This is a genomic window from Heyndrickxia sp. FW510-T9, assembly GCF_058781025.1.
The window spans coordinates 181,037-205,865 of record NZ_JBYSWK010000002.1; the positions used below are offsets into that span (position 1 = coordinate 181,037).

A 24,829-nucleotide genomic window follows, 5' to 3' on the forward strand; every position below is an offset into this window, starting at 1 on the left:
AATTAATTACCTTCCATTTTATAACCGAAACCTCTTATCGTTTTAATATACTGGGGTTGTTTTGTATCTTCTTCAATTTTTTCACGAAGATGGCTAATATGCACATCGACGATACGTGTATCACCGGCATAATCATAATCCCAGACTGCATTTAATAATTGATCTCTACTTAATACTTTTCCTGAATGCTGAGCTAAATATAATAATAATTCAAATTCTTTTGGAGTTAATTCTAGTTTTTCCTCTTTAAAACGTGCTTCAAATTGCTCAGGCAGAATAAGAAGATCACCAATCTTTAATAATTTTTCACTAGTTGGTTCTATTTCCTCGCTTGTTCTAGTTCTGCGGAGGATTGCTTTCACCCTCGCAACTACTTCTCTTGGACTAAAAGGTTTCGTTAAATAATCGTCGGCACCAAGCTCAAGGCCAAGAATTTTATCTAATTCATCATCTTTCGCTGTTAACATTAATATAGGAGTATTTATTTTCTCTTGACGTAATGACTTGCAAATTTCCATTCCATCCATTCCTGGAAGCATTAAGTCTAACACAATAAGATCAAGCGTTTCCTCGGTTGCAATTGTGTAGCCTTCCTTTCCATTATGCGCTGTAATTACGGTAAAACCTGACTGCTCCAAATTAAATTTCAGCAATGTTACAATAGATGGTTCATCATCCACAACTAATATTTTCGTCATTACAATTTCCCCTCTTTCGAATAGACCTATTCGATTACATTCTACAATGCAGTCATTAAAAATGGAAAGTAATTTATGAAAAAGAACAAATATGCAAGTCATTTGAACTAGACGTAGATAACTTTTATAAAAGGTTACCCTTAGTATTAAATTTTATTTATTTCCAAAGCATAAAAAAAATAGCGAGGATCTCCCCGCTATTCATTAACTCGATTTAATTATATATTTGCAGCAATCCCCGCCTTTAGCCATGCAGTATACTTGCTCGACCTTATCAGTTTGCAATACTTTTTGGAACAGGGAATGTTCACATGAACATGCTTTATGATAATTGCTTGCTACTTTAAATATAGGGCAATTATATTCAACAAATTCAAAATCTCCTTTTTCATTCTCATTCCATTCTACCATGTAGCCATTTTCATTTTGGATATCAGCGAGAACGGCAACCCTTTCCTTTAGGCCCTTGTCCTCTATTCTTGCTTTATATTTTTCCTCTAATCGTGCTTCTCTTTTTTTGAAAAGGGCATCGACCATTTCTGGTCCACTTAATTCTTCGATATCACGGAGGAAATCAACGGTCATCGTCGAGTAATTTTTTGGGAACCACTCCTCACCGTTTCTTGTTAGTGAATAGAGTTGAACAGGACGTCCCATATTTTTTCGAATTGTTTCAGAGTGAATATAGGCATCTGTTTCAAGCTGATTTAAATGACGTCGTACTGCCATCCCAGTAATGCCAAGATGAGTTTCTAATTCAGATACGGATAATTTTTTATATTTTTTTATCAGATGCATGATTTCATCTTTTGTAGACAAATCCATCACCTCCGCTAAATATTTTTCAATTGAATTACTAAAATCTTTTTGGTACATTTATTATATCAACTTTTTATACAAAAATGTATAAAAATATTCAATAAAAATAATGTAATAGCATATTTTATAAAAAGGCTCTATTAATGATTTATTATTAATTATCAGCCAACAACACAATTAAGCAAAGCCTATAAGAAAAGTGCATGCGCTTTGAAGATAGACAATATAGGTACACATCAGGAAAAAACATATTTGCTATGAGGAGATTATGATGAAATTACTTGGTATTTCCGGCTCAGTTTCAGGTAGAAAAACACGAATTATCGTAGAAAAAGTATTACAGTCAGCTAAGGAGCAATATCCAGAAATAACCACCGAACTGTTGGATTTAAAAGACTATAATGTTCAATTTTGTGACGGGAGAAACCCTGCAGACTATACAGGCGATACAAAAAAAGTAATCGATATTGTTACCTCTGCAGATGCCTTTATTATCGGAACACCTATTTATCAAGCATCGATGACTGGGGCATTGAAGAATTTATTTGACCTCGTACCCGTTTCGGCCTTTACTGGGAAGGTGATTGGCTTTATTGCAAACGGCGGAACATATCAGCATTATTTAGTGATCGAAAATCAATTAAAGCCGATTGCTGGCTTTTTCCGATCTTATGTGGCTCCAAACTATGTGTATGCCCATGATGAACATTTTAATGGTAATTATGAAATCATAGATCCAAATGTATTGAATAGAATTGATATTCTTGCTAAACAAGTAATAATGATGCAAAAAAGTTTCTAAAACTCCTATTATGAATTAGAAAAATAAGTTAAGATTAATTTAGGCACATTAAAATATGATAATATATAGAAGGATAATCTATGGGGTATGTCAAAATCATATCTCGTTAAAATATTTTACCTAATTTAGAAATTCACCTATGCTGAATTTCATCAATAGGTGCAAGGAAAAGGTGGTTATTTCAATATGGCATATGTCATTGTATCCCCATGTCAAGGTGAAAAAGCAGCTGAGTGTGTAGAAGTCTGCCCGGTCGATTGTATTGCAGAAGGAAAAGATCAATTTTATATTGATCCAGATATTTGTATCGATTGCGGTGCATGCCAAGCAGTTTGTCCAGTTGATGCAATCTTCCATGAAGAAGAATTACTCGATGAGGATGTACCATTCTTGGAAAAGGCTCGTCAATACTTTAGCTCATAATATTCATATGACAGTCGCTCAACTTGAGAAAGTTGGGCGTTTTATTTTTTGCAGGAAAATCACTAAAAACACCGAATAATTAAGTTAGAAAGGAGTGTTTCCACATGCTGACTTTGTTTCGGTATAACTGGCAAGTAAGAGAAGAATGGTTTGAATGGTGTAAAGCTATACCAAAAGAAGAACTGTTGAAAGCACGAACTGGTGGTATTGGAGGAATTCTACATACCTTGTTCCATATTGTAGATGTGGAATATAGCTGGATCCAACATTTACAAGGAAAAGGCGAATTTGAAGAGCCGTTCGAAAATTATCAATCCTTAGATAAAGTGATGAAATTATCTTCTGAATTTCATCATGAAGTGGAAAGCTATTTGCTAACATTAACAGAAGAAATGGAAAAAAGGGTTGTGCCAACGGAAAGAGGAGATGGATCAATCCAAAACTTTACGGTCGGAGAAATCCTCCGCCATGTCATAGCTCATGAAATCCACCATATTGGCCAATTGTCTGTTTGGGCAAGAGAAATAGGTAGCAAGCCTGTTTCTGCAAATTTGATTGGTAGAGGATTGCAAGGGTGACTATTAATCACCCTCTTTTAAATAAAATAATGATTCAAATGACACTAAACCATTGTTTGTTAAAGCAGCCCCCATCAATTCCTTTTGTATATATGCTTGTTGAAAATTTTAATAATGGTGAAAGTTAAAACCATCAAAAAAATCCTAAACAAAAGTTTAGGATTTCAATCGTTAAATAGACCTTTTGGATTTCCCTTTCGATTTTCGGCCAAATAATGAATTATAAAACTTAATAATAGCATCCAAAATTGGATTTAGAAATCTTTCTAATTTCAATACGATGAAGGTAACAATTAAAGCTACGATAATACTTCCTACTATGTCAAACGGATAGTGAACCCCTACCCACACACGGGAAAATCCTGTAATAATCGCTAAAATAATCATAGGTACCCCAATTTTTCGATTGCGAGCCCATAGCGCAAAAGCAATAGCGAAAGATCCAGTTGCATGATCACTTGGGAAGGATGCATCTTGAGCATGATGAATTAACGTATGGACGGTAGGGTGGTCAACAAAAGGACGATTTTCATAATAAATTTTAGAAATTACTACGTTCACTACTAAAGCCAGAATTCCTGTCCCTAACCCATATAGTGCTGTCCTCTTACTTTTATTGCCACCTAAAAACCAGATTGCAAGGAGGACAAGTGCATAAATCACAAGTGCATAGTTCGTGAAGAAAATCATCAAGTTATCTAAAATAGCAGAATGACCTGATAGATTGTGGATAGCTTGAAATAGTTGATAATTCATTCCAATAATTCCTACTTTCTTTTTATTTTAATCCCGTTACATCTTTAGACGGAAATAATTTTATATGTTTCATAAAACTGTTTGTTCAAGATAAGAGACTCTACTATTAAACAGAAAGTTCATATAAAATAATAGTGTGAAAATTACCAAATAACATTTGTGTTTAGGTTATGTTTTATAAATCCACACTAATAGTAGAATACATATTATTTTACAAAAGAAAAACAAATAAAACTACATTTTTCTCGAACTTTTCCGTTGAAAAACTTGTCATTTTAATCGTAAATTGTTTTTAGGCATGGAGGAATAAAAAGTGAATTTACTTATTCATTTAATAGACCAGTACGGTTATATAGTATTGTTTTTTTCACTTATGCTAGAACTTATTATCGTCCCAATACCAAACGAAATACTGATGAGTTATGTCGGGTATCGCGTATATCAAGGAAAGATGAATTTATTATTAACTATTCTTTTCGGCGGACTAGGCGGTATCATTGGAGTTACCATTTCCTATTGGATTGGATATAAATTAGGTGCACCTTTTTTCAATAAATATGGGACTAAAATCCATATGGGTCCAGACAAAATGGATAGAATGGCGAATTGGAATCGAAAGTATGGAAAAAGATTATTATTGTTTTCTTATTTTATTCCCGGTGTTCGCCATATTACGAGTATCTTTTCTGGAGTAACAAGAATTTCCTTTAAGTCATATGCGATTTTTGCTTATATTGGCGTCTTTCTATGGGTTGGAACCATTATCACATTAGGAAATATTTTTGGTCCAAAATGGGAGCAATTTCATCAGCAGGCAAAGATATATGTCATTATTGGTTGTGTCATTATCGGGATCATTTATCTGCTGTACTACCTAATTAAAACAAATAAAGAAAAAATAAAGCAAAATCTTATTTTATTATTTGAGTATACCTTTAAACGTTTTAAAAGCTTTCTTAAAATAAAGTTGCTTATTTTTTTCATAACCGTTATATTTATTGCGTTATTCAGTCTAATGATTGGATTAATTCAAGATTTTATGGCAAACGAGTTCCAGCAGTTCAATGCCATTGCAAATACGATTGTGTTATCCATTTTCAATCAAAATTGGACGCACTTAATGAAACTTTTCAGCAAATTAACGTCTTGGAAATCTCTTTTAATGGTTGGTATTCTAACAGTCATTTGGATAGCATTTAAAGGAAAGAATAAATTATTAGAGTATCAATATTTTGGAATCGGAATTATTGGCGGTGTTTTATTAAGCAAAGGGTTGCCGCGACTATTTAAATTAATTACACAAGGTAGTGTAGTAAGTAAGAACTTCCCTAGTGAAGAGACATTGCTTTCGATTGTAATTTTTGCGTTTTTTATGTACGTTATCGTCCGTCATAGTAAGAATAGCTTGCTTAATACCATTATAGTTAGTTTGGAAATAATAATTTTACTTGTGATTACTGCCAGCAATATTTATTTAGGGTACCAGCGTCCAAGTGACCTTGTTGCAGGGTATACGTTTGGCGGAGTTTGGATTTGCTTAGTAATTTTATTAAACGAACTATCAAGACTACTGAATTTAATTAAACTACATCAGCAGTAAAATAAGAAATTGGGAGAGAATTCCGGGTTCTTTTTATATATTTTCTTTGCAATGAAGGCTTTGTTAATGATTTTTGTTGATTTTCAGCCTTATGTGTACACGTAAGGCTGTATTAATCACAACAATATTATTTAACAAAGCCAAAAGGAAAAAAAATAGACCGAACAAAAGATCGGTCCTCCTAAAAGGTTAAATATGTGATTGTTCAATATGAATCTTATTTGCCAACATCTCATCTATTCGTGTAAAGTGATATCCTTGCTTTTGTAAGACTGTAAATACATGCTTTAATGCCTCAATTGTATTAGCCGGGGCTTCTTCATTTGCTCCCAACGTTTGTCCGCTATCATGCAATAATATAATATCTCCGGGCTTTACTTTATCCAGAATACCACGGATGATTTTTTCGCTTCCACCTTTACTGCGCCAGTCTCCAACCATCATGGACCATAATATTAATCCAAATTTATTGATTAAGAAGAAATCAAAGAAATTCATTAGGCCCCATGGTGGACGGTAGTAAATTGGTCTTCCACCTGTAATTTCCTCAATAATGGTAGCTGATTTCTCTAGATCACGTCTGATTGTCCAAGGCATCATAAGCCAATTAGAACGATGTACATAATTATGAATCCCAATTAAATGACCTTCATTATGCATTCTTAAAATCAAATCTGGATGTTTCTCAGCTTTCGAACCAACGACAAAAAATGTAGCTTTGATTCGATGTTTTTTTAATAAATCTAGAAGTTGTCCCGTATATCGTGGATCAGGACCATCATCAAAAGTAAATGCAAGTCCAGACTTTGCTTTGTCCTTCCGTAGAACTCCTAAGCCCATCCAAAAGGATAAGATATAGGGGACGGCCGTATATAAAAGAATAATGGTAAGGAGTAAAAAAATTAATCTCATCAGCCAGCATCCCTCTCTAATCTAATGTGTCCATTTCCATTTTTCTTTTTAAATATAACTATAGAAGGCTCCTGCTCTTTTCAATAAAGGCTCTATTCTTAAACATTGTTTTTTTTGTAAGAGAGCATCCTATAAACTTTTTCATTCGATTTAAGAAAGGTATCCTTTTTAAGAAAAGATGCCAGAAACTAGTCTACATTAGGATTAATAACCCTTAGCGAAAACCAACATTCTATACGAACATCCTCACTAATCGATTTGTTCTCCATATAGTCATTCGTGATAACTCTGCTTCGAAAAATGGTCTTTGGTTCATCATAGACTCTGTAATAATGTCGAGTGCATCAAAAGCAGCTTCTTTTTTCTGAAGTCTTCTGGCATTTTCTTTCATATTTGATATTGTTTGATGATTATTTAACAAGGTTGAAATCGTTGTAATTAGTGAAACCGAATCCTTCGCCTGAACCGCAACACCTGCCTTCGTTAAAAATAAGGCGTTATCTTGTTCTTGACCAAGAAGAGATTTGTACAAAATCATTGGTAATTCCATCGCAATTGCTTCTGAAGTCGTGACTCCCCCTGGTTTCGTTACGATCAAGTCAGATAATGACATTAATTCTTGGACATGTTCAATATATTTAAATAAAATAATATGATGTTTGGAAGAATTTAATTCCCCTTCTAACTGTTTCCGTAATTCTTCATTGTGTCCACACAATATCATAAATTGGGCCTTAAAAGGCAAGGAATCCAATGTTTCCGCAGTTAAAAGTCCTTCTCCCATTAATCCATCTCCGCCCCCCATTATTAAAATTGTAGGAAGATCTAGATGTAAACCATGTTTTTGAATCAATGTTTCCCGTTTCATTGGTTGCAGGAATTTTGTACGGATCGGTATACCTGTACAGGAAATATGTTCGCTGGCAATACCTAATTGAATTATTTCCTCTTTGACACCATTTGAGCCTACAATATAATGATCAGTAAATGGATGAATCCAATAACTATGTGTAGAATGGTCGGTTATCACAGTCACGAGCGGAACATTCGTAAGACCATATTTTTTTAATTTCGAAACAATTCCTGCCGCAAATGGAAATGTACATACTACAACAGTCGGCTTAATTTGTTGTAAAAGCTTCAGCATTTTACCCATTCCAGTAGACATGATTGTATTTAAGCTAATTGAAAGTGCATTTCGATCATGTGTTTTTTGATATAAATAACCGTAAAGTTGCGGTAGTTTTTGAATACTTTTCATATATACAAAATGACTAATCGGATAAACATTAGGATGTGCCCACGCCATGAAATCCACTACAATGGACTCGAAGTTCTGCAGGCGAAGTTCAGTAGCTTCTTGAATAGCATGTGCAACTTGTTGATGCCCTTGTCCAAATGTTCCTGATAAAATCAAGATTTTTTCCTTCTTTTTCATGACCATATGAATTCTCCTTATTAGCCTTTAATAAAGGCTCTTTTCTTAAACTTTGCTGCTTTTTTAAGCAAGATCCTAATAAAATTTCCTGCACATTATAAAAATGATGAATTTTAAAGAAAAGATGCCCAAAACTATACTGTTATAGTTTTCTCATAATAAGCGATTTAAAACAATTTGTACGAAAACAACCTTAATGGATAGAATCGATTAAAGGAGAATATATTCTTTGGTATTATCCTTTGAATTTTAACGGATTCTTATTAATAGACTTTGCTAATAAAAAAAAAGTTCATCTCTTAAAAGTAAAAAATACCCTTAACATATTGCTAAGGGTATTAGTTTAAAATTTTCTTCCGATTCGAAAGTTTATTATACAGCCACGTCACCGACATACCTAAGGAAAACCATGTAATAACTAAAAGGATTACTCCTCCGAAAAGTGGAAAATTAATCGATGCAATAATTACTGTTGCCCCAGCTAAAAGCACCAACCATTTTGGTTTTCCATCAAACATACGTAATTGATTTCCTAATTGACTGCTCATATATACAAGTCCCATTATAAGAGAGAGAAGGACTCCAAATAAAATAAGAATGACGACCGGAATTCCGATAATTAAGATGGTTAAAAGGACACATATCGCAAGCAGCGCTAAGCTTGAAATAAAACCGGTAATAATCATTCTTCCCGGCTTCATATTGAGACCTTCCGGAAGAGTTGAAAGTTTATGCTTGGTTGCTACTCCTACTAAGACCGTAATCAGAACCAAAAGGATACTTAGAGCAATTCGGACAATCCAATATGCCAAAAACAGTAAGCCACCAAGGATAAAACTATTTTTTGTTTGATCATTCAGATTCAACGAAATAATTGGTTCTGTCACTCTTGCGCCAGTTTCTTGATTAATTTGTCCACCAATAACAAGTACTGGCCCTTTTATATTGGCTGTTTTATTAATTTGCAAGTTTCCATTAATAACAACAACCGCTACTCTAACTTCCCCATCGATCGTTGCATTATCACCAAGGACAATCACACTTTCTACTTTCTCTTTTTTGGGTATGACTGTTTCCTTTTGATTCACAATATTTTTTTCCGCAGCCAACACTGGCGCAAGTAGAAGGGAAGAAACGAATAACATAACAAAGCAACTAACTATAATCTTAAATCCTTTCATCCGTACATCCCCTTATTCTACTGTTTTTGTCCGTAATAAGTAGCGCACGGACCAAACGGATAATCCAACGATAATGATCGTGGTAATAACAAAAGCCTCTAATAAAAACGGAATGGACGATAACACGGAAACGAGGGTATGTGATAAGCTAACTGCAATTTTAATCATTTCCGAAACGACTGTTACTCCAACAAATACAATATCACTGAAAGCAAATAAACAAATAGCAATGATGATTGCTATAAATAATGTTGGCAATCCGACAACCCATCTATAATAGATAGAATTTTTAGAACCAAGCTCCTTTATTCTAGTCATCACGGCATTTTCAAATTGAAAATCAGGAATCTCGATAGAACTATATAATAAGGAGATCTCCTCTTTCATGTCGTGCAAATCCTGTAATGCATGACTACATCTATTACAAGTAGCCAGATGATTTTTTACTTTCATATATTCTATTTCGCTCAATTCATCGTCTAAATAAGCTGAGAGGAGTTCATCAACATGTTCATTCATATTCATCACCTCTGGAAAGTTCTTTCTTTAACATGCCCCTAGCTGTGTTAATTCGGGATTTTACCGTTCCAATTGGAATTTTTAATATCCCGCTAATCTCCTCATATGAATATCCTTGTACATCACGAAGAACGAGCGCAGTACGATGCTCGAAGGATAATTTTTTCATACTCTCCTGAATAACAAGTTTCGTATTAGTTTTATCGATTGGAGAGGAAGAATGGTGGATTGAATTTTGCTCTAAATTTTCCATTTGAACAGTTTTATTTTTTTTACTTTTCTTCAACCTATCAAAACATAGATTGGAAACGATCCTTGTTAACCAAGAAACAAAGGCAAAATCATTATCCAACTTACTTAATGAGTAATACGCCTTTACAAAAGCTTCTTGGGCAACATCCTCAGCCTCCTGCCGGTCGTGTATCATCGCATATGCATGGCGAAACACTTGACCCTTGTACATTGAAACGAGTGCTGAAAATGCCTCTTCACTTCCACCCCTTGCTTCTTTTATTAATATTGTTAAGTCTTGGTCCACAGCTTCAACTCCTTGAAAGAAAAGCGAAAGCCAATCAGCTAAGGCCGATACATCCATTCGTTTCCTACAGTCCGATTATTCATGGAATGTTATATTAAAAGACCTTCGAATATCTTAAAAAGTTCAAATCGTTTTTAAAAATTTACCTATTGAAGAAGTATAATTTCGTATAATCTTACAAAAAATAGTATAGGTGGTAAACAATGTTTTATGTATTTCAAAAGAAATTTTCACCACATTGAACTTTTTCCTAAATACTAACCGTCTATTTACATAAATAATATTTAGTTTAGTATAATATTACCGTTTTTAAAGGAGAAATTAACATGAATAGTCCAGTACTTACCATTGTTGTACCTTGCTACAATGAAGAAGAAGTACTTCATGAAACAACGAAACAATTATCGGAAATGATTTCTCTATTGATAAAAGAAAAACTCATAATGGAAGAAAGTAAAATATTGTATGTTGACGATGGCAGCAAGGATCGAACATGGTCTATCATCCAAGAGCTAAATGGAGTTCACCCTTTTGTAACCGGACTAAAATTAGCTCACAATGTGGGACATCAAAAGGCGTTATTAGCCGGACTAGAAATCGCAGGGAAAAATTCGGACTGTGTAATTTCCATTGACGCAGATTTACAGGATGATATTTCTATTATGAAAGATTTTATTTTAAAATATCACGATGGTTATGAAGTCGTCTATGGTGTGCGTAAAAGCAGAGAAACCGATACGCTCTTTAAAAGAGCGACTGCCCAAGGCTTCTACCGTTTCATGCAAAAAATGGGAGTAAAGGTAGTCTATAATCATGCTGATTATCGGTTAATGAGTAAACGAGCACTGGATGAATTAAGCCGCTACAAAGAGCAAAATTTGTTTTTGCGGGGAATTGTTTCATTAATTGGACTAAAAACTACTGAAGTCTATTACGACAGAAAAGAAAGATTTGCTGGTGAGTCAAAATATCCATTAAAAAAAATGCTTTCCTTTGCATTTGATGGGATTACATCATTTAGTGTAGCGCCAATTCGTTTCATCACTTTTATTGGCTTATTATCATTTTTAATTAGCAGCTGTGTTGGCCTTTATGCAATCGTAATTAAATTGATGGGACATGCAAACACTGGATGGACTTCGCTCATGGTATCCATATGGTTTCTTGGCGGACTATTATTAATGAGTGTCGGACTAATAGGAGAATATATTGGAAAGATATATGAGGAGACAAAAAGGCGACCACGATTTTCCATTGAAACGGATTTATATACAAATGAAATCGTTCAAAATGAAGTTGGAGCAAGATTCAACATGATTCGGAGGAAAAAAGGGTGAACTACTCTTTTTTTCGCTTTTTATTAGTCGGAGTAATAAATACCATTGTCGGTTTAACTACCATGTATATCTTTCTTCATATTGTTCATTTTTCATACTGGCTTTCCACTTTTTCAGGAAATACAATCGGTTGCTGTGTTAGTTATTTTTTAAACAGATCCTTTACATTTAAAAGTGAGAAAGCTTTCGGAAGTAGTGTATTCCGCTTTATTGTAGTCATTCTAATTTGTTACTTCTTTTCCTATTTTGTCGGCGAGAAGCTTGCCTTTCTTATCTTTACACAGCTATCTTTTATGCCGATTACTTATACAAAAGATGCAGCCGTTTTATTTGGAACTGGGATATACACCATTAGCAATTATTTCGGGCAAAAGTATTTTGTGTTTAAACCGGAAACAGTTGTGAAAGAATGCAATCATTAATTTCATCAAAAATTGACGAAAGGCAGCCCAAGGCTGCCTTATTGTGTTGCAAGATTATTTGTTCGGAGAACTCGCATCGCATTTAATACCGCAAGCAGCGTAACTCCGACATCGGAAAAGACTGCCTCCCACATCGTTGCAATCCCGAAAGCACCTAACAGAAGAAAAACAGCCTTAATTCCAAGGGCAAAGAGAATATTCTGCCACACTATTTTTCTTGTTCGTTTCGCTATTTTAATCGCAGTTACTATTTTAGATGGTTCATCAGTCATGATAACAATATCTGCTACTTCAATGGCTGCATCCGACCCAAGTCCCCCCATTGCCATACCTACATCTGCTCTTGTTAAAACAGGTGTATCATTAATTCCATCTCCAATAAAAACTATCTTTTCTTTCAATAACTTTTGACTATCTAATTTTTCTATTTCTTCGACTTTGTTTTGAGGCAATAATTCTGCATGTACTTCATCAATTCCAAGTGTAGCGCCGATTGTTTCTCCTACCTTTTGCACATCACCTGTGAGCATAACTGTCTTCTTTATTCCTAGTTTCTTTAAGGACTGAATCGTATTTTTTGCATCCTCTTTCACTTCATCAGAAATTACTATATATCCAGCATACATTTTATCGATAGCAATGTGGACAATGGTGCCTACCTCAGATGGCTTCTCAAAAGGAATTTGTAGTTTTTTCATTAATTTTGCGTTTCCTGCAAGTATTTCTTTTCCATCCACGACTACCTTTACACCAAAACCTGATATTTCTTCAAAATCAGTAATGAATTCATTATTTATCTTTTCTTTAAACACATTTCGAATAGATTCCGCAATTGGATGATTGGAATGTGACTCTGCATAAGCAGCATACTTTAATAAACTTTCTTCTGAAACATTGTTTGCCGTTTGTATTTTCGTAACCTGAAAAACACCTTTTGTAAGTGTCCCTGTTTTATCAAATACAACATATTTAACATCGTTTAATGCTTCTAAATAGTTACTACCTTTAACTAAAATTCCCGCTTTGGATGCTGCGCCAATTCCTCCGAAAAAACCAAGTGGAATGGAAACCACTAAAGCACATGGACAAGAAATAACTAAAAAGACGAGAGCACGATAAATCCAATCTGAAAAAGTTGCTCCACTCAAAAGTAGCGGTGGAATGAACGCTAACACTAGGGCAACGATTACAACAACAGGGGTATAGTACCGAGAAAATTTAGTAATAAAATTCTCTGTCGGTGCTTTTCTACTGCTGGCATTTTCCACAAGATCCAAGATCTTAGCAACAGTAGATTCTCCATATATTTTTGTAACCTTTACTGTTAGTAGGCCATTTTGATTCATAAACCCACTTAAAATTTCACTTCCCACTTTGATTTCACGAGGAATAGATTCTCCAGTTAGGGCAGAGGTATCAACCATTGAGCTTCCTTCTATAACTATTCCATCTAATGGCACCTTTTCACCTGGTCTAATTACTAGTATTTCGCCGATTTTCACATCTTCAGGAGATTTTTTGATTAGATTACCGCTTACCATCACATTTGCGTAATCAGGTCGAATATTCATTAAAGATTGGATGGATTTTCTCGAGCGATTGACAGCCATTCCTTGGAAGAGCTCTCCTATTTGATAAAAGAGCATAACAGCAACACCTTCTGGATATTGCTTCACGAGAAAGGCACCAATCGTCGCCAATGCCATTAGAAAGTGTTCATCAAATACTTGACCTCGAATAATATTTGTAACTGCACGTAAAACGATATCTCCACCTACAATAAGGTATGCGATAATAAACAACGCTAGCTCTGTATATCCTTTTACAGGAGCGAACATCCCGATTCCAGTTAAAACCGCACCTATGCCTAATCGAATTAATATCTTTCGGTTAAAACTTTCATGTGTATGATCATGATGCTCATGCTCACCTTTTTCTTTAGCATGAATATGAGGTTCTAATCTTTTTACTTTTGCCATCGTATCACTTATTATCTTGTCTATTTGTAGTTCTTCCACTTCTAAAGAAAGGGTTTTTGTAGCAAAGTTTACTGTGCTGGAATGTACACCAGAAATATCTCGAACCCCTTTTTCAATTTTCATGGCACAATTTGCACAATCCAATCCCTCAAGTGTGAATTCTTTTTTTATCATTTTCTTTTGTAGTGCTTCCATCGTTTCTCATTCTCCCCCACCTTGGAATAGCAACGTTAAAAAGGTTTTTTATTGATAGTATGAATATATATTGATTGAAATATTATAGGCAAAATGCATATATGAACACTTACTCATATAATATATTTGTTTTTATTATATGTAACTAATCTAAATGGTGTCAATACAATATAGAAAAACATCGCCCTTTTTTTTATGAAATTTTCTTTTTTTCAAATTACTGTAATGAAAATTCGTTGTTTTATAGGAAGGATTTTTTTATACTAATATAAATGAACTTTCAGAGGTGATAAATATGAACGAGGAAAATGAACCAATCGAAAGTTATGACCTTGATGAAGAAACATTGTTTATGGTTTCCCAAACATTTAAAGCATTATCGGACCCAACACGCTTACGAATTTTAAATTTATTATTTTCTGGTGAACATTCGGTAAACGAAATCGCTGACTCTCTTGGATTGCTCCAATCAACGGTTTCGCACCAATTGCGTTTTTTAAAAAATGTTAGACTCGTGAAATTTCGCAGAGAAGGCACAACCATTTACTACGCCCATGATGATGAACATGTTATGGAATTATTAAGAAAAGCAATTGAACACTCTTATCATACTTGAAATTCGCTAGCCGATAGGCGCTATTGAAATTGAAGTACAAATTTCACCTGTAGCTAGACATAGACAATTTTCCTAAAAGTTATCCACATGGTTGAATTTTAAAATTTCGATAATAAACAATAATGCCTAACTATTTTTAAAATGTTAGGCATTAATATTCTTTATCAGGATGATATTGATAGCGTAACAAATTAATCGACCAGTTCGTTACTTCAACGTCTTCAAATTGTAATGCCATTTTTTGTTCGTCATCTTTTAACGAGATCTCTCCTTTTGAACTAATAACTCGATGCCATGGTAGCTTATGCTTTTTGCTCATGGAGTGAAGAATCCTAGCTACTTGTCTTGCTCCTCTTGGACTACCAGCAAGTGCAGCAATTTGGCCATAGGTCATCACCTTTCCCTCTGGAATCATACGAATAATCCTGATAACTTGCTCTGTAAATGGTGTCATCTTTCATCCCTTTCTCCGCTTGTTAATCGAAAAGCGTAAGCTCCTTGCCACCGACGTTACCTAGAAATCCGCTAGCAGATAGGTGCCTGGAGCTAGCCATAGACTAAACATATCATAAAAACGGAAGTACCTTAAAGTACTTCCAACAAGTTATTTCGCTTCATATAAATAAATTTTCCATACAGCGTCTTTGTCATCGAATGATTTAAGAAAATGAAGTCCATCCTGTTCCGCATTCAATATCGGGACAGAAGACAAAATGTATTGCCCCCTAAGCTTCTTGAAGGCATCAATATTTAAGTCAAGATGATGGATTTTTTTCTTTGAGTCTTTTCGAAAATCGTATTTTTTTCCTAGTTCCGCAACAAAAATATAGCATCTTCCTCCCCATGTATCAAAATATTTCTTTAAGGTAGGGCTTTTATTAAGCTCTCCTGCTATGATTTTTCGGAATTGATGCTTATAAGATAACGGATAAAAATTATTATATGTATCAATCGTGTAGAATCCATTATATTGTGCGATTGCGGGATGAAGACCAATGCTTGCTACCCGATATGATTCCTTAGGCTTTCCGATATAATCACTGATTTCTTTAAACTCATGAACTGCATAAAATTGTTTAAAGGATGGTGTTCCTGCTACACGATAATAAATTTCCGGATTGGAAGCACATAAAACAATAATCTGCATGACTAAGCATATCTTTACAAATTCCCGCCAGTTACGGCCATTTTTCCACAAAATATAGGAGCCAATTGCAAACATCATATAGATTATAAGCGGACGCAAAAAATGAAAACGAGCAAAATTAAAGGTATTCAATAAATTGATTCTTGCTTTAAATGGCTCCCAGCCTTTATAAAACCAGAATGCATACCATAAAGACAGAACGAAATTAAGAATAAAAATATAAATATATCGTTTTTCTGACCTAAAGTTCTTGTCTTTCCATAATTTCCAAAGGACGATAAACGAAAGAGGAACAATCACCAATGTATGAAGCGTCATCACATGGGTATGTCCTAGGAAATAATTTTTAAAGGTTAAACGAATAGAATGCCAAAACCCGAGCGTAGAACTGACAAATTCATCTCTGCTAGTCGGTTCGGTTGGGAACACTAACGAGTAGACAAGTCGGTATTCAATTACTAAATATAGCAATGTCATATAGGTAATACTTCCGAAAAATTTAAAGTTCCAATCACGCTTAACAAGCAAATCACGAATCCAAAGGAACCCCATTGCTACTAAGAAAAAGAAAAATCCTAGCACGAAGCTGGAGTAGAATGGTAATAGCGTTAAGGTTAGCCATTCCCTCCATGTTCCTTTTCGTTCACGAATCGTTAAAAAAGCCCATAAAGCGAGTGGCAGTCCAAGTGTGCTTAACATTCCAGATGGCCAAACAGGAGTTAAGGCAAAGGCTAATGAGACCCATACCCGAATTGGGTAAGCATCTTCTGCTCGGATAAAATGCCTTCTTAACAAAAGATACATCCCGATGAAGGCAAAGATCCGTATTAATGCTTGGCTAATTCCATATGCTGTTATCGGTGGAAGTGTTTCATAAAGCCACTGTATTCCGCTAAATTCTGTACCAAAGGAATTCCTTGGCAAGCCGTTCATGATTTGCGGGATGATCGAATTAAGCGGACCAAAAAGCTGCCCGCTTTCCCTCAATACTTTATACCAGGCAATATTGGAATCCATATTATCATGAACACGTATATGGCTATTCTCCCCTAAAATAAATATAGGAGAGATAAACACTATTAAAATTATTGTTGCAATGACTAATAACTTCTTTTCCTTCATCCAATTTGAAGCTGTTTCTACATTCATTCCTTAATCCACACACCAATCCTTTTTTTGAAGCTGTAGTAACATACTTATCTTCAAACATATTTTTATAGAGTTTCTTCAACCGACTCCATTAATTCACGCATTTTTTTCATTAAAGTTTCTTTGAGTTCAGGCTGCTTCAAGGCAAATTCAATATTTGTTAAGATAAATCCTAGTTTTTCCCCAACGTCATACCTCATGCCGTCAAATGCATATGCAAGCACCTTTTTGCTTTGACTTAATTCCATAATTGCATCAGTAAGCTGAATTTCACCTTGCACTCCGCTTTTTTGCTTTTCTAAAATCGAAAAAATTTCAGGTGTTAATATATAGCGCCCCATAATCGCTAAATTCGATGGTGCTTTTTCGATGTCTGGTTTTTCTACAAAATAATTTACATCATAAAGCTTGCCATGTTTACTTAAAGGTGCAATAATTCCATAACGATTTGTTTCATTTTTCGGAACTTGCTTCACCCCTACAACACTAAATCCTGTTTGCTCATATACTCCCATTAATTGTTTTGTGCAAGGAACCTCCGATTGGACTACATCATCCCCTAATAAAACAGCAAATGGTTCATCCCCAATAAACTTTCTAGCACACCAAATGGCATGGCCCAATCCTTTCGGTTCCATTTGCCTTATATAATGAATATTTGCTAATTTAGAGGGTCTTTGTACACTTTCTAATAGATCCAGTTTTCCTCTTTTTAACAATGTTAATTCTAATTCTGCCGCATGGTCGAAATGATCTTCAATCGCACGTTTTCCCTTTCCAGTGACAATAATAATATCCTCAATACCTGATTGAAATGCTTCTTCAACAATATATTGAATCGTAGGCTTATCAACAATCGGAAGCATTTCCTTTGGCATTGCTTTTGTTGCAGGCAAAAATCGTGTCCCAAGACCCGCTGCAGGGATGATTGCTTTCTTTATTTGTTTTTTCACGCATTTCTCCTCCAAAAAACGGACTTTATTATATATATTGATGGGTACTTGTCATTTAGTCTTTTTTTTCATTAGGTGGTTATTCGCCATTATGACCATTTTTTCACTTGTTTTTTCCTGATTATCTCAACTTTTTTATGTATAGGATATTTCTTTTAATGAATGGACTGGTAATAGAGGAAGAAAGTTCAAACGGATGCTAGGTACTTCGTTAAAAACAATCATATCAAGCAACGGGCACTTTTATGGTGAAATGAGAAAAAACAGGAAAAATAACTGACTCATTTAGCAGAGTCCTAACCCACAAAATTTTCATGACAAATCACATATAGGCTTGACGACTAAAATTAGTTTAATCGAACATTTTGGGTAACCTATCGAAGCATTTGGGGACCGTAGTGGAGGTGCAAGCGCATTTTCGGTATCCTAACTAGGCTTTTGGTTACCTTAATGGAGGTGCAAGCGCATTTTCGGTCACCTATCCAGGCTTTTGGTTACCTTAATGGAGGTGCAAGCGCATTTTCGGTCACCTATCCAGGCTTTTGGGGACCCTAATGGAGGTGCAAACGCATTTCCGGTATTTTAACCAGACTTTTAGTTACCGTAATGAAGGCTCAAACGAAGCGCATTTTCGATCACCTATCCAGGCTATTGCAATAAAAAAAACACACTGCGATTTCAAGTGTGAAAACCAGTGTGTTTTACTATATTATTTGATTGTTAATAGTTCTAAAATGACAACGTTATTAAAATTGTCTGTTCTTAGCATCTCTTAATTTTCTGTTGCTTGTTTCGTAAATGTTTGTTTTGCATCCTTATCTTGCGTTACTACACCCGCTGGTTTCACACGCTTCATAAAGAAGGCAAGAATAAAGGCAACTAAAGCGATACAAATCGATATTTTGAAGGAATCATTTATGCCTTCTACCATTCCTTGCAAAGCAATATGTTTGTTCATTGCAGCCATTTGTGCAGCATCAGGTTGACTAGTTAGTTTTTTCATAGCTGCAGCGCCTAAGTCATGAATATGTGTTTTAGCACGATTTGACATTACTGTTATCAATAGTGCTGAACCAATTGCACCGGATACTTGCTGTAACGTATTGTTCATTGCCGTACCGTGTGGATTTAGGTGTTGTGGTAATTGATTTAATCCATTTGTCATAACTGGCATCATTACCATCGACATTCCAAACATACGAGCAGTATAAAGTAATATTAATTCCGTATACGTAGTGGTTAATGTTAAGGTACTGAAGAAATAAGTTGTAATAATAGTGATTCCTAATCCAGTAATCGCTAAAACTCTACCACCAAATTTATCAAACAGCTTCCCTGTAATTGGGGACATGATTCCCATTAATAGTGCCCCGGGTAGCATCATTAAACCTGATTTGAGTGGTGAGATTCCTCTGATAGTTTGAATATACATTGGCAATAATAGCATGGCTGAGAACATCGCCATCATTAGCACCACAGAAATAGCTGATGATAATAAGAACATCGGATATTTATATACCCTAAACTCCAACATAGGTGTTGGAATCATAAATTGACGACATATAAAGCAAATTAATGAAATTCCACCAACAATTAGTGTTACATACACTTCTGGAGAACTCCAAGCTTTATCACCAGCGGAGCTAAATCCGTAAAGAATTCCTCCAAATCCGATCGATGATAAAATAAACGATAATGGATCAAGGTTAATATTCACTTTTTCCTTTTTATCTTTTAAAAGGAAGAAGGCAAGGATTACAACCAAAATAGCTATTGGCATCACGACATGGAAAAGTGTTCTCCAAGAGTAGTGCTCTACAATCCATCCAGACAAAGTAGGTCCAATTGCCGGAGCAAAAACCATTACTAATCCAAATAACCCCATTGCAGCTCCCCTTTTTTCAATAGGGAATGAAGTTAACATCACATTCATTAATAATGGCATCATAATAGCTGAACCTGATGCTTGAACAAGACGTCCAACAAGAAGAACCCAAAATTCTGGTGAAAAACCAGCTACAATTGTACCTATCGTAAATAAACTCATTGCGACTAAAAATAGTCTACGGACTGAATACCTTTGAATAAGAAATGCTGTTGCGGGGATCAAGACCCCATTCACAAGCATGTAACCTGTAGCAAGCCATTGTACTGTTGGCATGGTAACATCAAAGCTTTTCCTAATAGACGGTAGTGCAATATTTAATAGTGTTTCATTTAATATAGAAATAAACGCTCCAATTAAAAGAATGACAATAATCCCATATGGAGGTTTTTTCGTCTCTAAAGTTGTTTCCACTTCTTATCTCCCCTCAATGAACCAATAGTCCATTTTTTTATACAAATCGTTAAAGCATAATGAATATATTAAACCCATCGTTCTATTTTTGCAACTAAAAATTCCTGTCATTTATTAGGTTTGTTTTCAATATTCATTTACGATAGTATTAAGTTAGACCATGAGTCTAATTTTATTTTAAGGTGATTTAAATGAATGATCGAAAGCAGCATGTCATCAAATTAGCTCATCAGCTATTTATCGAAAAAGGATTTCAATCTACATCTATACAGGATATTTTAGAATATAGTGGTATTTCAAAAGGCACTTTTTATAATTATTTTTCTTCAAAAAATGAATTACTTATGGCTATTTTTCATTCCGTTCAAGAAAAATTAGAAATAGAACGAAATAAACTTTTGATTGGGAAAGAACGATCGAATATTGATATATTTATTAAACAACTCGAGCTGCAAATAAAATTAAATAAACAAAGTAAGCTGTTTGCTTTATTTGAAGAAGTATTTGTATCAAATGACGTTGATTTTAAGGATTTTTTAAAAAAAGCGCAATCATCACAGCTTAATTGGACTTTTCATCGTCTTGTTGATATTTTTGGAGAAAGTAAGAGGCCATACTTGTTAGATTGCACTATCATGTTTACAGGTATGCTACATCATTATTTTCATTATTTCTTTAAGCAAAAACAACCAGGACTTACCATTCATCAAGTGATCCGTTACTGTATGAACCGTCTTTCAAACATGGTTGAAGAAGTAGCATCTAACGGGGATCAATTATATGACCCTGAGCTAATGGCAGCTTGGTTTCCTACTTCTAACGATGACCTTAGAAACTTCAGAAATACTCTTGAACAATCAATTAATGATTTAAAAATAATGATTAGAAAAGATCTTCATGTGGAGCAGCAACAGTTGAAGTGGATAGAATTACTGGACTTTGTTCAGGAAGAAATGCTGCAATCTAGGCACCCTCGCCACTATTTGGTTGAAAGTGCTCTCGATTCTTTAGCAAATGAGAAAGCAGAGCCGATTTCGAAGGAGTATAACAGGTTGAGAAAGTTTATTCATGCTTATTTTAGTCAAGCGAATCTCTAATTCTATCGAATGGATTCCTTGTAATTTCCATGTTAATCAGATCGAAAGGCAGCTTGTTCGCTACAAGCTGCCTTTCTTATTCAAGCTTTAATCTCAACCGGTTTACGAATATTTTTCTCTTTATACATGTTTTGATCAGCCCTAATAAATAGTTCATCCATCTTCCCAATAGATGAGACTTCATAAGCATAACCAATTGAAATTTTAATCATGAAATTAGGATGTTTCATATTGTAGTTTGCAACTTCTTTTCGTAAATTTTCTGTAAAATCGCACAAAGAAATAAGATCGATTTTCGTTAACAGAAAGGCAAATTCATCTCCTCCGATTCTTGAAAGCAGAACCGTTTCATTGGAAAAACTATCAAGTAGTTTCGATGTTTGAATGATCAATTTATCACCCATTTGGTGCCCATAATTATCATTCATCCATTTCAATTCATCCAGATCACATAATATGATAGCAACGGATTCATCTGTTTCTTCATTATAAATTCTCTTCTGCTTTTCAAAAAAAGTACGATTATATATACCTGTAATTGCATCATGTTCAATTTTATATTCTAGTTCCTGTTGTAAGAGTACTTTTTCATCGATATTTCGAATAATCCCCTGAATGGCAACGATTTCGCCGTTCATGTATATCGGGGTTGAATATTCCTCAAACCATTTGTACATACCATGTTGATCCTTCCATCGCATAACAATCGGTTTATTAAAATCAATTTCTCCAGATACTTTTTTCTTTAAAATATGAGAGTCATCAGGATGAATAATTTCGAAGACTGTGTAAGGATTTTTTATACTATCTTTTACAAGATTAGGTCGCAACATATCATCTAATGCAGGACTTATATATCGATATTTCAGCTGTGGTTTTACATCGCAATAATAAATAATGTCTTTTGAACTTTCCACTAGATTGTAGATCCGTTTTTCATTTTCTGTATTCTCGTAAAATCTTTTCAATACCTTTCTTTTTAACGGTTCTGAATAAATCACTCCGATGATAAGTCCAACAATGCCAATACCAAAGCCTATCATGCCTTCTCCCCCAAGATTGTTTAATGGCATTACTTATTAAATGGTACTTTTCGTAATTTGTTTTAAATTCTTAACAAGGTTTACCTTTCGGGGCATCTTTTCTAAAAAAATGTATTCATTTAAAAAAATATAGTCAATACCAGAGGCTTCTATATACAAAAACAATAAAGTTTAAGAAAAGATCCTTATAAATAGAAAAGAGGTAGTCCGAAAACGAAACTACCTCTTAAAGTATTTTCTCATTTTTCGGTAACCCGGCTACCATAGTAATTTACCTTAGGCCCGTAGCTTTGCGTCCTTATTTTTCAATAAGTTTGCCATTATCGTTATTTTAATTATTAGTATATTTTAATTATATACTTTTTAGGAAAAATTATCAATTTTTTTACCAAAATAATGCACATTTTATAGTACTTTAGGATTATAAATTTTTTTCCATATTTTTTTACAAAAAATGCATCATTTTATAAAAATTGCAGAGTATATAAATATTCTATTAGAAAAGGAGATGAACTACGTGTTAATCAAAATGAAGGCATTATTAATAGTGCCACTATTCTTACTCATTTTAGGGCTTCCTGTTCATGCAGAACCACTAAATGCTGATCACCAAAAACAGGCTGTTAAGCTAACAAAGCAACAACAAGCAGAATTAACTAAAATGCATCTTGATATACTAAGTAAGAAAAAACAGCTTATTATAAAGTATATGGAATACGGTGTTCTGCCAAAAGAAAAGGGCAATAAGATCCTTGAAATGATAGATGAGCATTCTAAAGAAATAAAAGAACATGGTCCTCTCACTCACTGGGATAAAATGCATCACCACCATCATCACGATCACGACCATGATGATGATGACGATTAATGAATAGACTTACAAAAAAAACCAATGTTTCATTGGTTTTTTTATTTTTCGGGTGTCTAGCACTATTAAAGATATCTGATATAAATATAGACCATGGAAATCGCGACACTGATGAACATAATTGGTAGTCCGATGAGGGCAAATTTGATAAAGGAAATCTTATAGCCTTCCTTCCCAGCCATACCGGCAACAATGAGGTTGGCGCTCGCACCAATTAATGTTCCATTGCCTCCAAGGCATGCGCCTAAAGCTAAGCTCCACCAAATCGGCTCCAAATCATGAATGCCAAGGGTCCCCATTTGTTCAATTAGCGGAATCATGGTTGCAACAAAGGGAATATTGTCCACAAATGCTGATGCTATCGCACTTAACCAAAGAATCAGAAAGGATGTAGCCGTCTCCTGTCCACCAGTTAAATTAATTGCATACGAAGCAACCTTTGCAATAACTCCCGTCTCGACAAGACCTGAAACAAGGACAAAGAGCCCGATAAAGAAGAAAATAGTAGTCCATTCCACTTTAGTTAATGCATTTTCAAGATAACTTTCTCCCGCCATTATTAATAAAAGAAATGCACCCATTAAAGCAATTGTTGCTGATTCAACACCGATTATTTGGTGTATAAAGAAACCTATGATCGTTAGTCCCATTACCGCTAACGATTTTATCATGAGCGTTCTATCCGTAATTTCATCTCTTTCATTAAGCTGCATAATCCTCTCTCTTATCTCATCTGTGACATGAAGCCCCTTTCGATAAAAGAGTATCAATAATATCATGGTAACTACCATGATCAGCATCACGATAGGAGCCAAATTTGTAATGAAATCCATAAAGGTGATCGATTCAACAGCGCTACCGATCATTATATTTGGCGGATCTCCGATCATCGTTGCCGTTCCACCAATATTAGACATCAGTATTTCCGAAATAAGAAATGGCATCGGATTAATACTAAGCTGTCTTGTGATACTAAATGTTATGGGAACCATGAGGAGCACCGTCGTTACATTATCTAGAAACGCCGAACCGACCGCTGTGATGATTGATAAAACAATTAAAATGGAAAGCGGTCTTCCTTTTACTTTTTTGGCGGACCAAATGGCAATAAATTTAAAGACTCCTGTTTCAGCTGTAATCGAAACAATAATCATCATCCCAATTAACAAACCGATTGTATTAAAATCAATATGATGAATAGCAGATTCTTGATCCACGATCCCAAGTAAAACCATTAATCCGCCACCAATCATGGCAATAATGGTTCGATGAATCTTTTCTGAAATAATTAACCCGTAAGTTAATAGAAAAATAATAACAGCAAAAATCGCTTCGTTAGGCATATACATCCCCTTTTCTTACTAAATACAATGTTATTTTTTATCAATAAAATAAAATCATTCCTAAAAAACGCAAAAAGGAGCCCTATATGACAGGCTCCTCCAATATTACACGTTCAT

The 24,829-nt window shown here is 34.6% G+C and carries 24 protein-coding genes and 1 riboswitch; of the genes, 9 read left to right on the forward strand and 15 right to left on the reverse strand.

From position 1 onward, the window contains the following. Window positions 1-2: 2 nt before the first annotated feature. Together AC3WJF_RS02190 and AC3WJF_RS02195 are read right to left on the reverse strand one after the other, a co-directional pair. Window positions 3-698 carry a response regulator transcription factor gene (locus AC3WJF_RS02190; protein WP_492449457.1) on the reverse strand — a complete coding sequence of 232 codons (696 nt, stop codon included), beginning with the start codon at window positions 696-698 and terminating at the stop codon, window positions 3-5. 204 nt (window positions 699-902) lie between these two features. After that, window positions 903-1,517 (reverse strand): helix-turn-helix transcriptional regulator, encoded by a 615-nt coding sequence (locus AC3WJF_RS02195; RefSeq protein ID WP_492449458.1) that lies wholly within the window; start codon window positions 1,515-1,517, stop codon window positions 903-905. A 271-nt stretch (window positions 1,518-1,788) separates the two neighbouring features. Between AC3WJF_RS02195 and AC3WJF_RS02200 the strand changes: the two genes are divergently transcribed. The 3 genes from AC3WJF_RS02200 (at window position 1,789) to AC3WJF_RS02210 (ending at window position 3,320) form a co-directional block, all read left to right on the forward strand. Beyond that, a complete protein-coding gene (locus AC3WJF_RS02200; protein ID WP_492449498.1) occupies window positions 1,789-2,319 on the forward strand; it encodes an NADPH-dependent FMN reductase in 531 nt (176 codons plus the stop codon). A gap of 186 nt (window positions 2,320-2,505) precedes the next feature. Next, a complete protein-coding gene (locus AC3WJF_RS02205) occupies window positions 2,506-2,742 on the forward strand; it encodes a ferredoxin family protein (RefSeq protein ID WP_492449459.1) in 237 nt (78 codons plus the stop codon). Window positions 2,743-2,846: 104 nt separating this feature from the next. After that, a complete protein-coding gene (locus tag AC3WJF_RS02210) occupies window positions 2,847-3,320 on the forward strand; it encodes a DinB family protein (protein ID WP_492449460.1) in 474 nt (157 codons plus the stop codon). Window positions 3,321-3,491: 171 nt separating this feature from the next. Here the strand turns inward: AC3WJF_RS02210 and AC3WJF_RS02215 are convergent, their stop codons facing one another. Continuing rightward, entirely contained in the window at window positions 3,492-4,076 is a 585-nt protein-coding gene (locus AC3WJF_RS02215; protein WP_492449461.1) for an undecaprenyl-diphosphatase, read from the reverse strand. Window positions 4,077-4,389: 313 nt separating this feature from the next. On the opposite strand from AC3WJF_RS02215, the gene AC3WJF_RS02220 reads away from it, so the two are divergent. After that, on the forward strand, window positions 4,390-5,676 hold the full coding sequence (locus tag AC3WJF_RS02220) for a VTT domain-containing protein (protein ID WP_492449462.1): 1,287 nt from the start codon (window positions 4,390-4,392) through the stop codon (window positions 5,674-5,676). 189 nt (window positions 5,677-5,865) lie between these two features. Here AC3WJF_RS02220 and AC3WJF_RS02225 read toward each other — a convergent pair whose 3' ends face one another. From AC3WJF_RS02225 to AC3WJF_RS02245, 5 genes are all read right to left on the reverse strand, one after another. Then, window positions 5,866-6,588 carry a polysaccharide deacetylase family protein gene (locus AC3WJF_RS02225; protein ID WP_492449463.1) on the reverse strand — a complete coding sequence of 241 codons (723 nt, stop codon included), beginning with the start codon at window positions 6,586-6,588 and terminating at the stop codon, window positions 5,866-5,868. A 232-nt stretch (window positions 6,589-6,820) separates the two neighbouring features. Further along, complete coding sequence (locus tag AC3WJF_RS02230) at window positions 6,821-8,032, reverse strand: MGDG synthase family glycosyltransferase (protein WP_492449464.1); 1,212 nt, start codon at window positions 8,030-8,032, stop codon at window positions 6,821-6,823. A gap of 332 nt (window positions 8,033-8,364) precedes the next feature. Further along, complete coding sequence (locus AC3WJF_RS02235; RefSeq protein WP_492449465.1) at window positions 8,365-9,207, reverse strand: bactofilin family protein; 843 nt, start codon at window positions 9,205-9,207, stop codon at window positions 8,365-8,367. 12 nt (window positions 9,208-9,219) lie between these two features. Beyond that, window positions 9,220-9,726, reverse strand: coding sequence for an anti-sigma factor family protein (locus AC3WJF_RS02240; protein ID WP_492449466.1), 507 nt, complete (start codon window positions 9,724-9,726; stop codon window positions 9,220-9,222). Then, window positions 9,719-10,321, reverse strand: a complete 603-nt coding sequence (locus AC3WJF_RS02245) for an RNA polymerase sigma factor (protein ID WP_492449467.1) — start codon at window positions 10,319-10,321, stop codon at window positions 9,719-9,721. Before AC3WJF_RS02245 ends, AC3WJF_RS02240 begins: the two co-directional genes overlap by 8 nt. 269 nt (window positions 10,322-10,590) lie before the next feature. Between AC3WJF_RS02245 and AC3WJF_RS02250 the strand changes: the two genes are divergently transcribed. Then, complete coding sequence (locus AC3WJF_RS02250) at window positions 10,591-11,601, forward strand: glycosyltransferase family 2 protein (protein ID WP_492449468.1); 1,011 nt, start codon at window positions 10,591-10,593, stop codon at window positions 11,599-11,601. Continuing rightward, complete coding sequence (locus AC3WJF_RS02255) at window positions 11,598-12,023, forward strand: GtrA family protein (protein WP_492449469.1); 426 nt, start codon at window positions 11,598-11,600, stop codon at window positions 12,021-12,023. The genes AC3WJF_RS02250 and AC3WJF_RS02255 overlap by 4 nt, the downstream gene beginning before the upstream one ends. Window positions 12,024-12,061: 38 nt before the next feature. On the opposite strand, the gene AC3WJF_RS02260 is transcribed toward AC3WJF_RS02255, so the two are convergent. Further along, window positions 12,062-14,197 (reverse strand): heavy metal translocating P-type ATPase, encoded by a 2,136-nt coding sequence (locus tag AC3WJF_RS02260; protein WP_492449470.1) that lies wholly within the window; start codon window positions 14,195-14,197, stop codon window positions 12,062-12,064. A 295-nt stretch (window positions 14,198-14,492) separates the two neighbouring features. Here AC3WJF_RS02260 and AC3WJF_RS02265 point away from each other — a divergent pair, with 295 nt between their 5' ends. After that, window positions 14,493-14,813: an ArsR/SmtB family transcription factor gene (locus AC3WJF_RS02265; protein WP_492449471.1), complete on the forward strand. Its 321-nt coding sequence runs from the start codon at window positions 14,493-14,495 to the stop codon at window positions 14,811-14,813. Window positions 14,814-14,964: 151 nt separating this feature from the next. Here AC3WJF_RS02265 and AC3WJF_RS02270 read toward each other — a convergent pair whose 3' ends face one another. The 4 genes from AC3WJF_RS02270 to AC3WJF_RS02285 all read right to left on the reverse strand — a co-directional run bounded on the left by AC3WJF_RS02270 (window position 14,965) and on the right by AC3WJF_RS02285 (window position 20,361). Further along, window positions 14,965-15,267: an MGMT family protein gene (locus AC3WJF_RS02270; RefSeq protein WP_492449472.1), complete on the reverse strand. Its 303-nt coding sequence runs from the start codon at window positions 15,265-15,267 to the stop codon at window positions 14,965-14,967. A 150-nt stretch (window positions 15,268-15,417) separates the two neighbouring features. Beyond that, window positions 15,418-17,109 (reverse strand): DUF6044 family protein, encoded by a 1,692-nt coding sequence (locus tag AC3WJF_RS02275; protein ID WP_492449473.1) that lies wholly within the window; start codon window positions 17,107-17,109, stop codon window positions 15,418-15,420. 65 nt (window positions 17,110-17,174) lie between these two features. Continuing rightward, window positions 17,175-18,062, reverse strand: coding sequence for a UTP--glucose-1-phosphate uridylyltransferase GalU (gene galU / locus AC3WJF_RS02280; RefSeq protein ID WP_492449474.1), 888 nt, complete (start codon window positions 18,060-18,062; stop codon window positions 17,175-17,177). 772 nt (window positions 18,063-18,834) lie between these two features. Then, window positions 18,835-20,361, reverse strand: a complete 1,527-nt coding sequence (locus tag AC3WJF_RS02285) for a DHA2 family efflux MFS transporter permease subunit (protein WP_492449475.1) — start codon at window positions 20,359-20,361, stop codon at window positions 18,835-18,837. 191 nt (window positions 20,362-20,552) lie between these two features. Here AC3WJF_RS02285 and AC3WJF_RS02290 point away from each other — a divergent pair, with 191 nt between their 5' ends. Next, on the forward strand, window positions 20,553-21,458 hold the full coding sequence (locus AC3WJF_RS02290) for a TetR/AcrR family transcriptional regulator (protein ID WP_492449476.1): 906 nt from the start codon (window positions 20,553-20,555) through the stop codon (window positions 21,456-21,458). 80 nt (window positions 21,459-21,538) lie between these two features. On the opposite strand, the gene AC3WJF_RS02295 is transcribed toward AC3WJF_RS02290, so the two are convergent. Continuing rightward, on the reverse strand, window positions 21,539-22,501 hold the full coding sequence (locus AC3WJF_RS02295; protein ID WP_492449477.1) for a sensor domain-containing diguanylate cyclase: 963 nt from the start codon (window positions 22,499-22,501) through the stop codon (window positions 21,539-21,541). 245 nt (window positions 22,502-22,746) lie between these two features. After that, window positions 22,747-22,830, reverse strand: a riboswitch (cyclic di-GMP riboswitch). Window positions 22,831-23,018: 188 nt separating this feature from the next. Here AC3WJF_RS02295 and AC3WJF_RS02300 point away from each other — a divergent pair. Continuing rightward, window positions 23,019-23,369, forward strand: coding sequence for a DUF2680 domain-containing protein (locus AC3WJF_RS02300; protein ID WP_492449478.1), 351 nt, complete (start codon window positions 23,019-23,021; stop codon window positions 23,367-23,369). Between the two features lie 65 nt (window positions 23,370-23,434). Here the strand turns inward: AC3WJF_RS02300 and AC3WJF_RS02305 are convergent, their stop codons facing one another. Next, window positions 23,435-24,712 (reverse strand): ArsB/NhaD family transporter, encoded by a 1,278-nt coding sequence (locus AC3WJF_RS02305; RefSeq protein ID WP_492449479.1) that lies wholly within the window; start codon window positions 24,710-24,712, stop codon window positions 23,435-23,437. Window positions 24,713-24,829: the final 117 nt, after the last annotated feature.

Excerpts from the sequence above, each read along its gene's own strand:
- AC3WJF_RS02190 (WP_492449457.1), bottom strand. The coding sequence starts at position 698 with ATGACGAAAATATTAGTTGTGGATGATGAACCATCTATTGTAACATTG.
- AC3WJF_RS02200 (WP_492449498.1), top strand. The coding sequence starts at position 1,789 with ATGAAATTACTTGGTATTTCCGGCTCAGTTTCAGGTAGAAAAACACGA.
- AC3WJF_RS02205 (WP_492449459.1), top strand. The coding sequence starts at position 2,506 with ATGGCATATGTCATTGTATCCCCATGTCAAGGTGAAAAAGCAGCTGAG.
- AC3WJF_RS02210 (WP_492449460.1), top strand. The coding sequence starts at position 2,847 with ATGCTGACTTTGTTTCGGTATAACTGGCAAGTAAGAGAAGAATGGTTT.
- AC3WJF_RS02215 (WP_492449461.1), bottom strand. The coding sequence starts at position 4,076 with ATGAATTATCAACTATTTCAAGCTATCCACAATCTATCAGGTCATTCT.
- AC3WJF_RS02225 (WP_492449463.1), bottom strand. The coding sequence starts at position 6,588 with ATGAGATTAATTTTTTTACTCCTTACCATTATTCTTTTATATACGGCC.
- AC3WJF_RS02230 (WP_492449464.1), bottom strand. The coding sequence starts at position 8,032 with ATGGTCATGAAAAAGAAGGAAAAAATCTTGATTTTATCAGGAACATTT.
- AC3WJF_RS02235 (WP_492449465.1), bottom strand. The coding sequence starts at position 9,207 with ATGAAAGGATTTAAGATTATAGTTAGTTGCTTTGTTATGTTATTCGTT.
- AC3WJF_RS02240 (WP_492449466.1), bottom strand. The coding sequence starts at position 9,726 with ATGAATGAACATGTTGATGAACTCCTCTCAGCTTATTTAGACGATGAA.
- AC3WJF_RS02245 (WP_492449467.1), bottom strand. The coding sequence starts at position 10,321 with ATGGATGTATCGGCCTTAGCTGATTGGCTTTCGCTTTTCTTTCAAGGA.
- AC3WJF_RS02250 (WP_492449468.1), top strand. The coding sequence starts at position 10,591 with ATGAATAGTCCAGTACTTACCATTGTTGTACCTTGCTACAATGAAGAA.
- AC3WJF_RS02260 (WP_492449470.1), bottom strand. The coding sequence starts at position 14,197 with ATGGAAGCACTACAAAAGAAAATGATAAAAAAAGAATTCACACTTGAG.
- AC3WJF_RS02265 (WP_492449471.1), top strand. The coding sequence starts at position 14,493 with ATGAACGAGGAAAATGAACCAATCGAAAGTTATGACCTTGATGAAGAA.
- AC3WJF_RS02270 (WP_492449472.1), bottom strand. The coding sequence starts at position 15,267 with ATGACACCATTTACAGAGCAAGTTATCAGGATTATTCGTATGATTCCA.
- AC3WJF_RS02275 (WP_492449473.1), bottom strand. The coding sequence starts at position 17,109 with ATGAATGTAGAAACAGCTTCAAATTGGATGAAGGAAAAGAAGTTATTA.
- AC3WJF_RS02290 (WP_492449476.1), top strand. The coding sequence starts at position 20,553 with ATGAATGATCGAAAGCAGCATGTCATCAAATTAGCTCATCAGCTATTT.
- AC3WJF_RS02295 (WP_492449477.1), bottom strand. The coding sequence starts at position 22,501 with ATGATAGGCTTTGGTATTGGCATTGTTGGACTTATCATCGGAGTGATT.
- AC3WJF_RS02305 (WP_492449479.1), bottom strand. The coding sequence starts at position 24,712 with ATGCCTAACGAAGCGATTTTTGCTGTTATTATTTTTCTATTAACTTAC.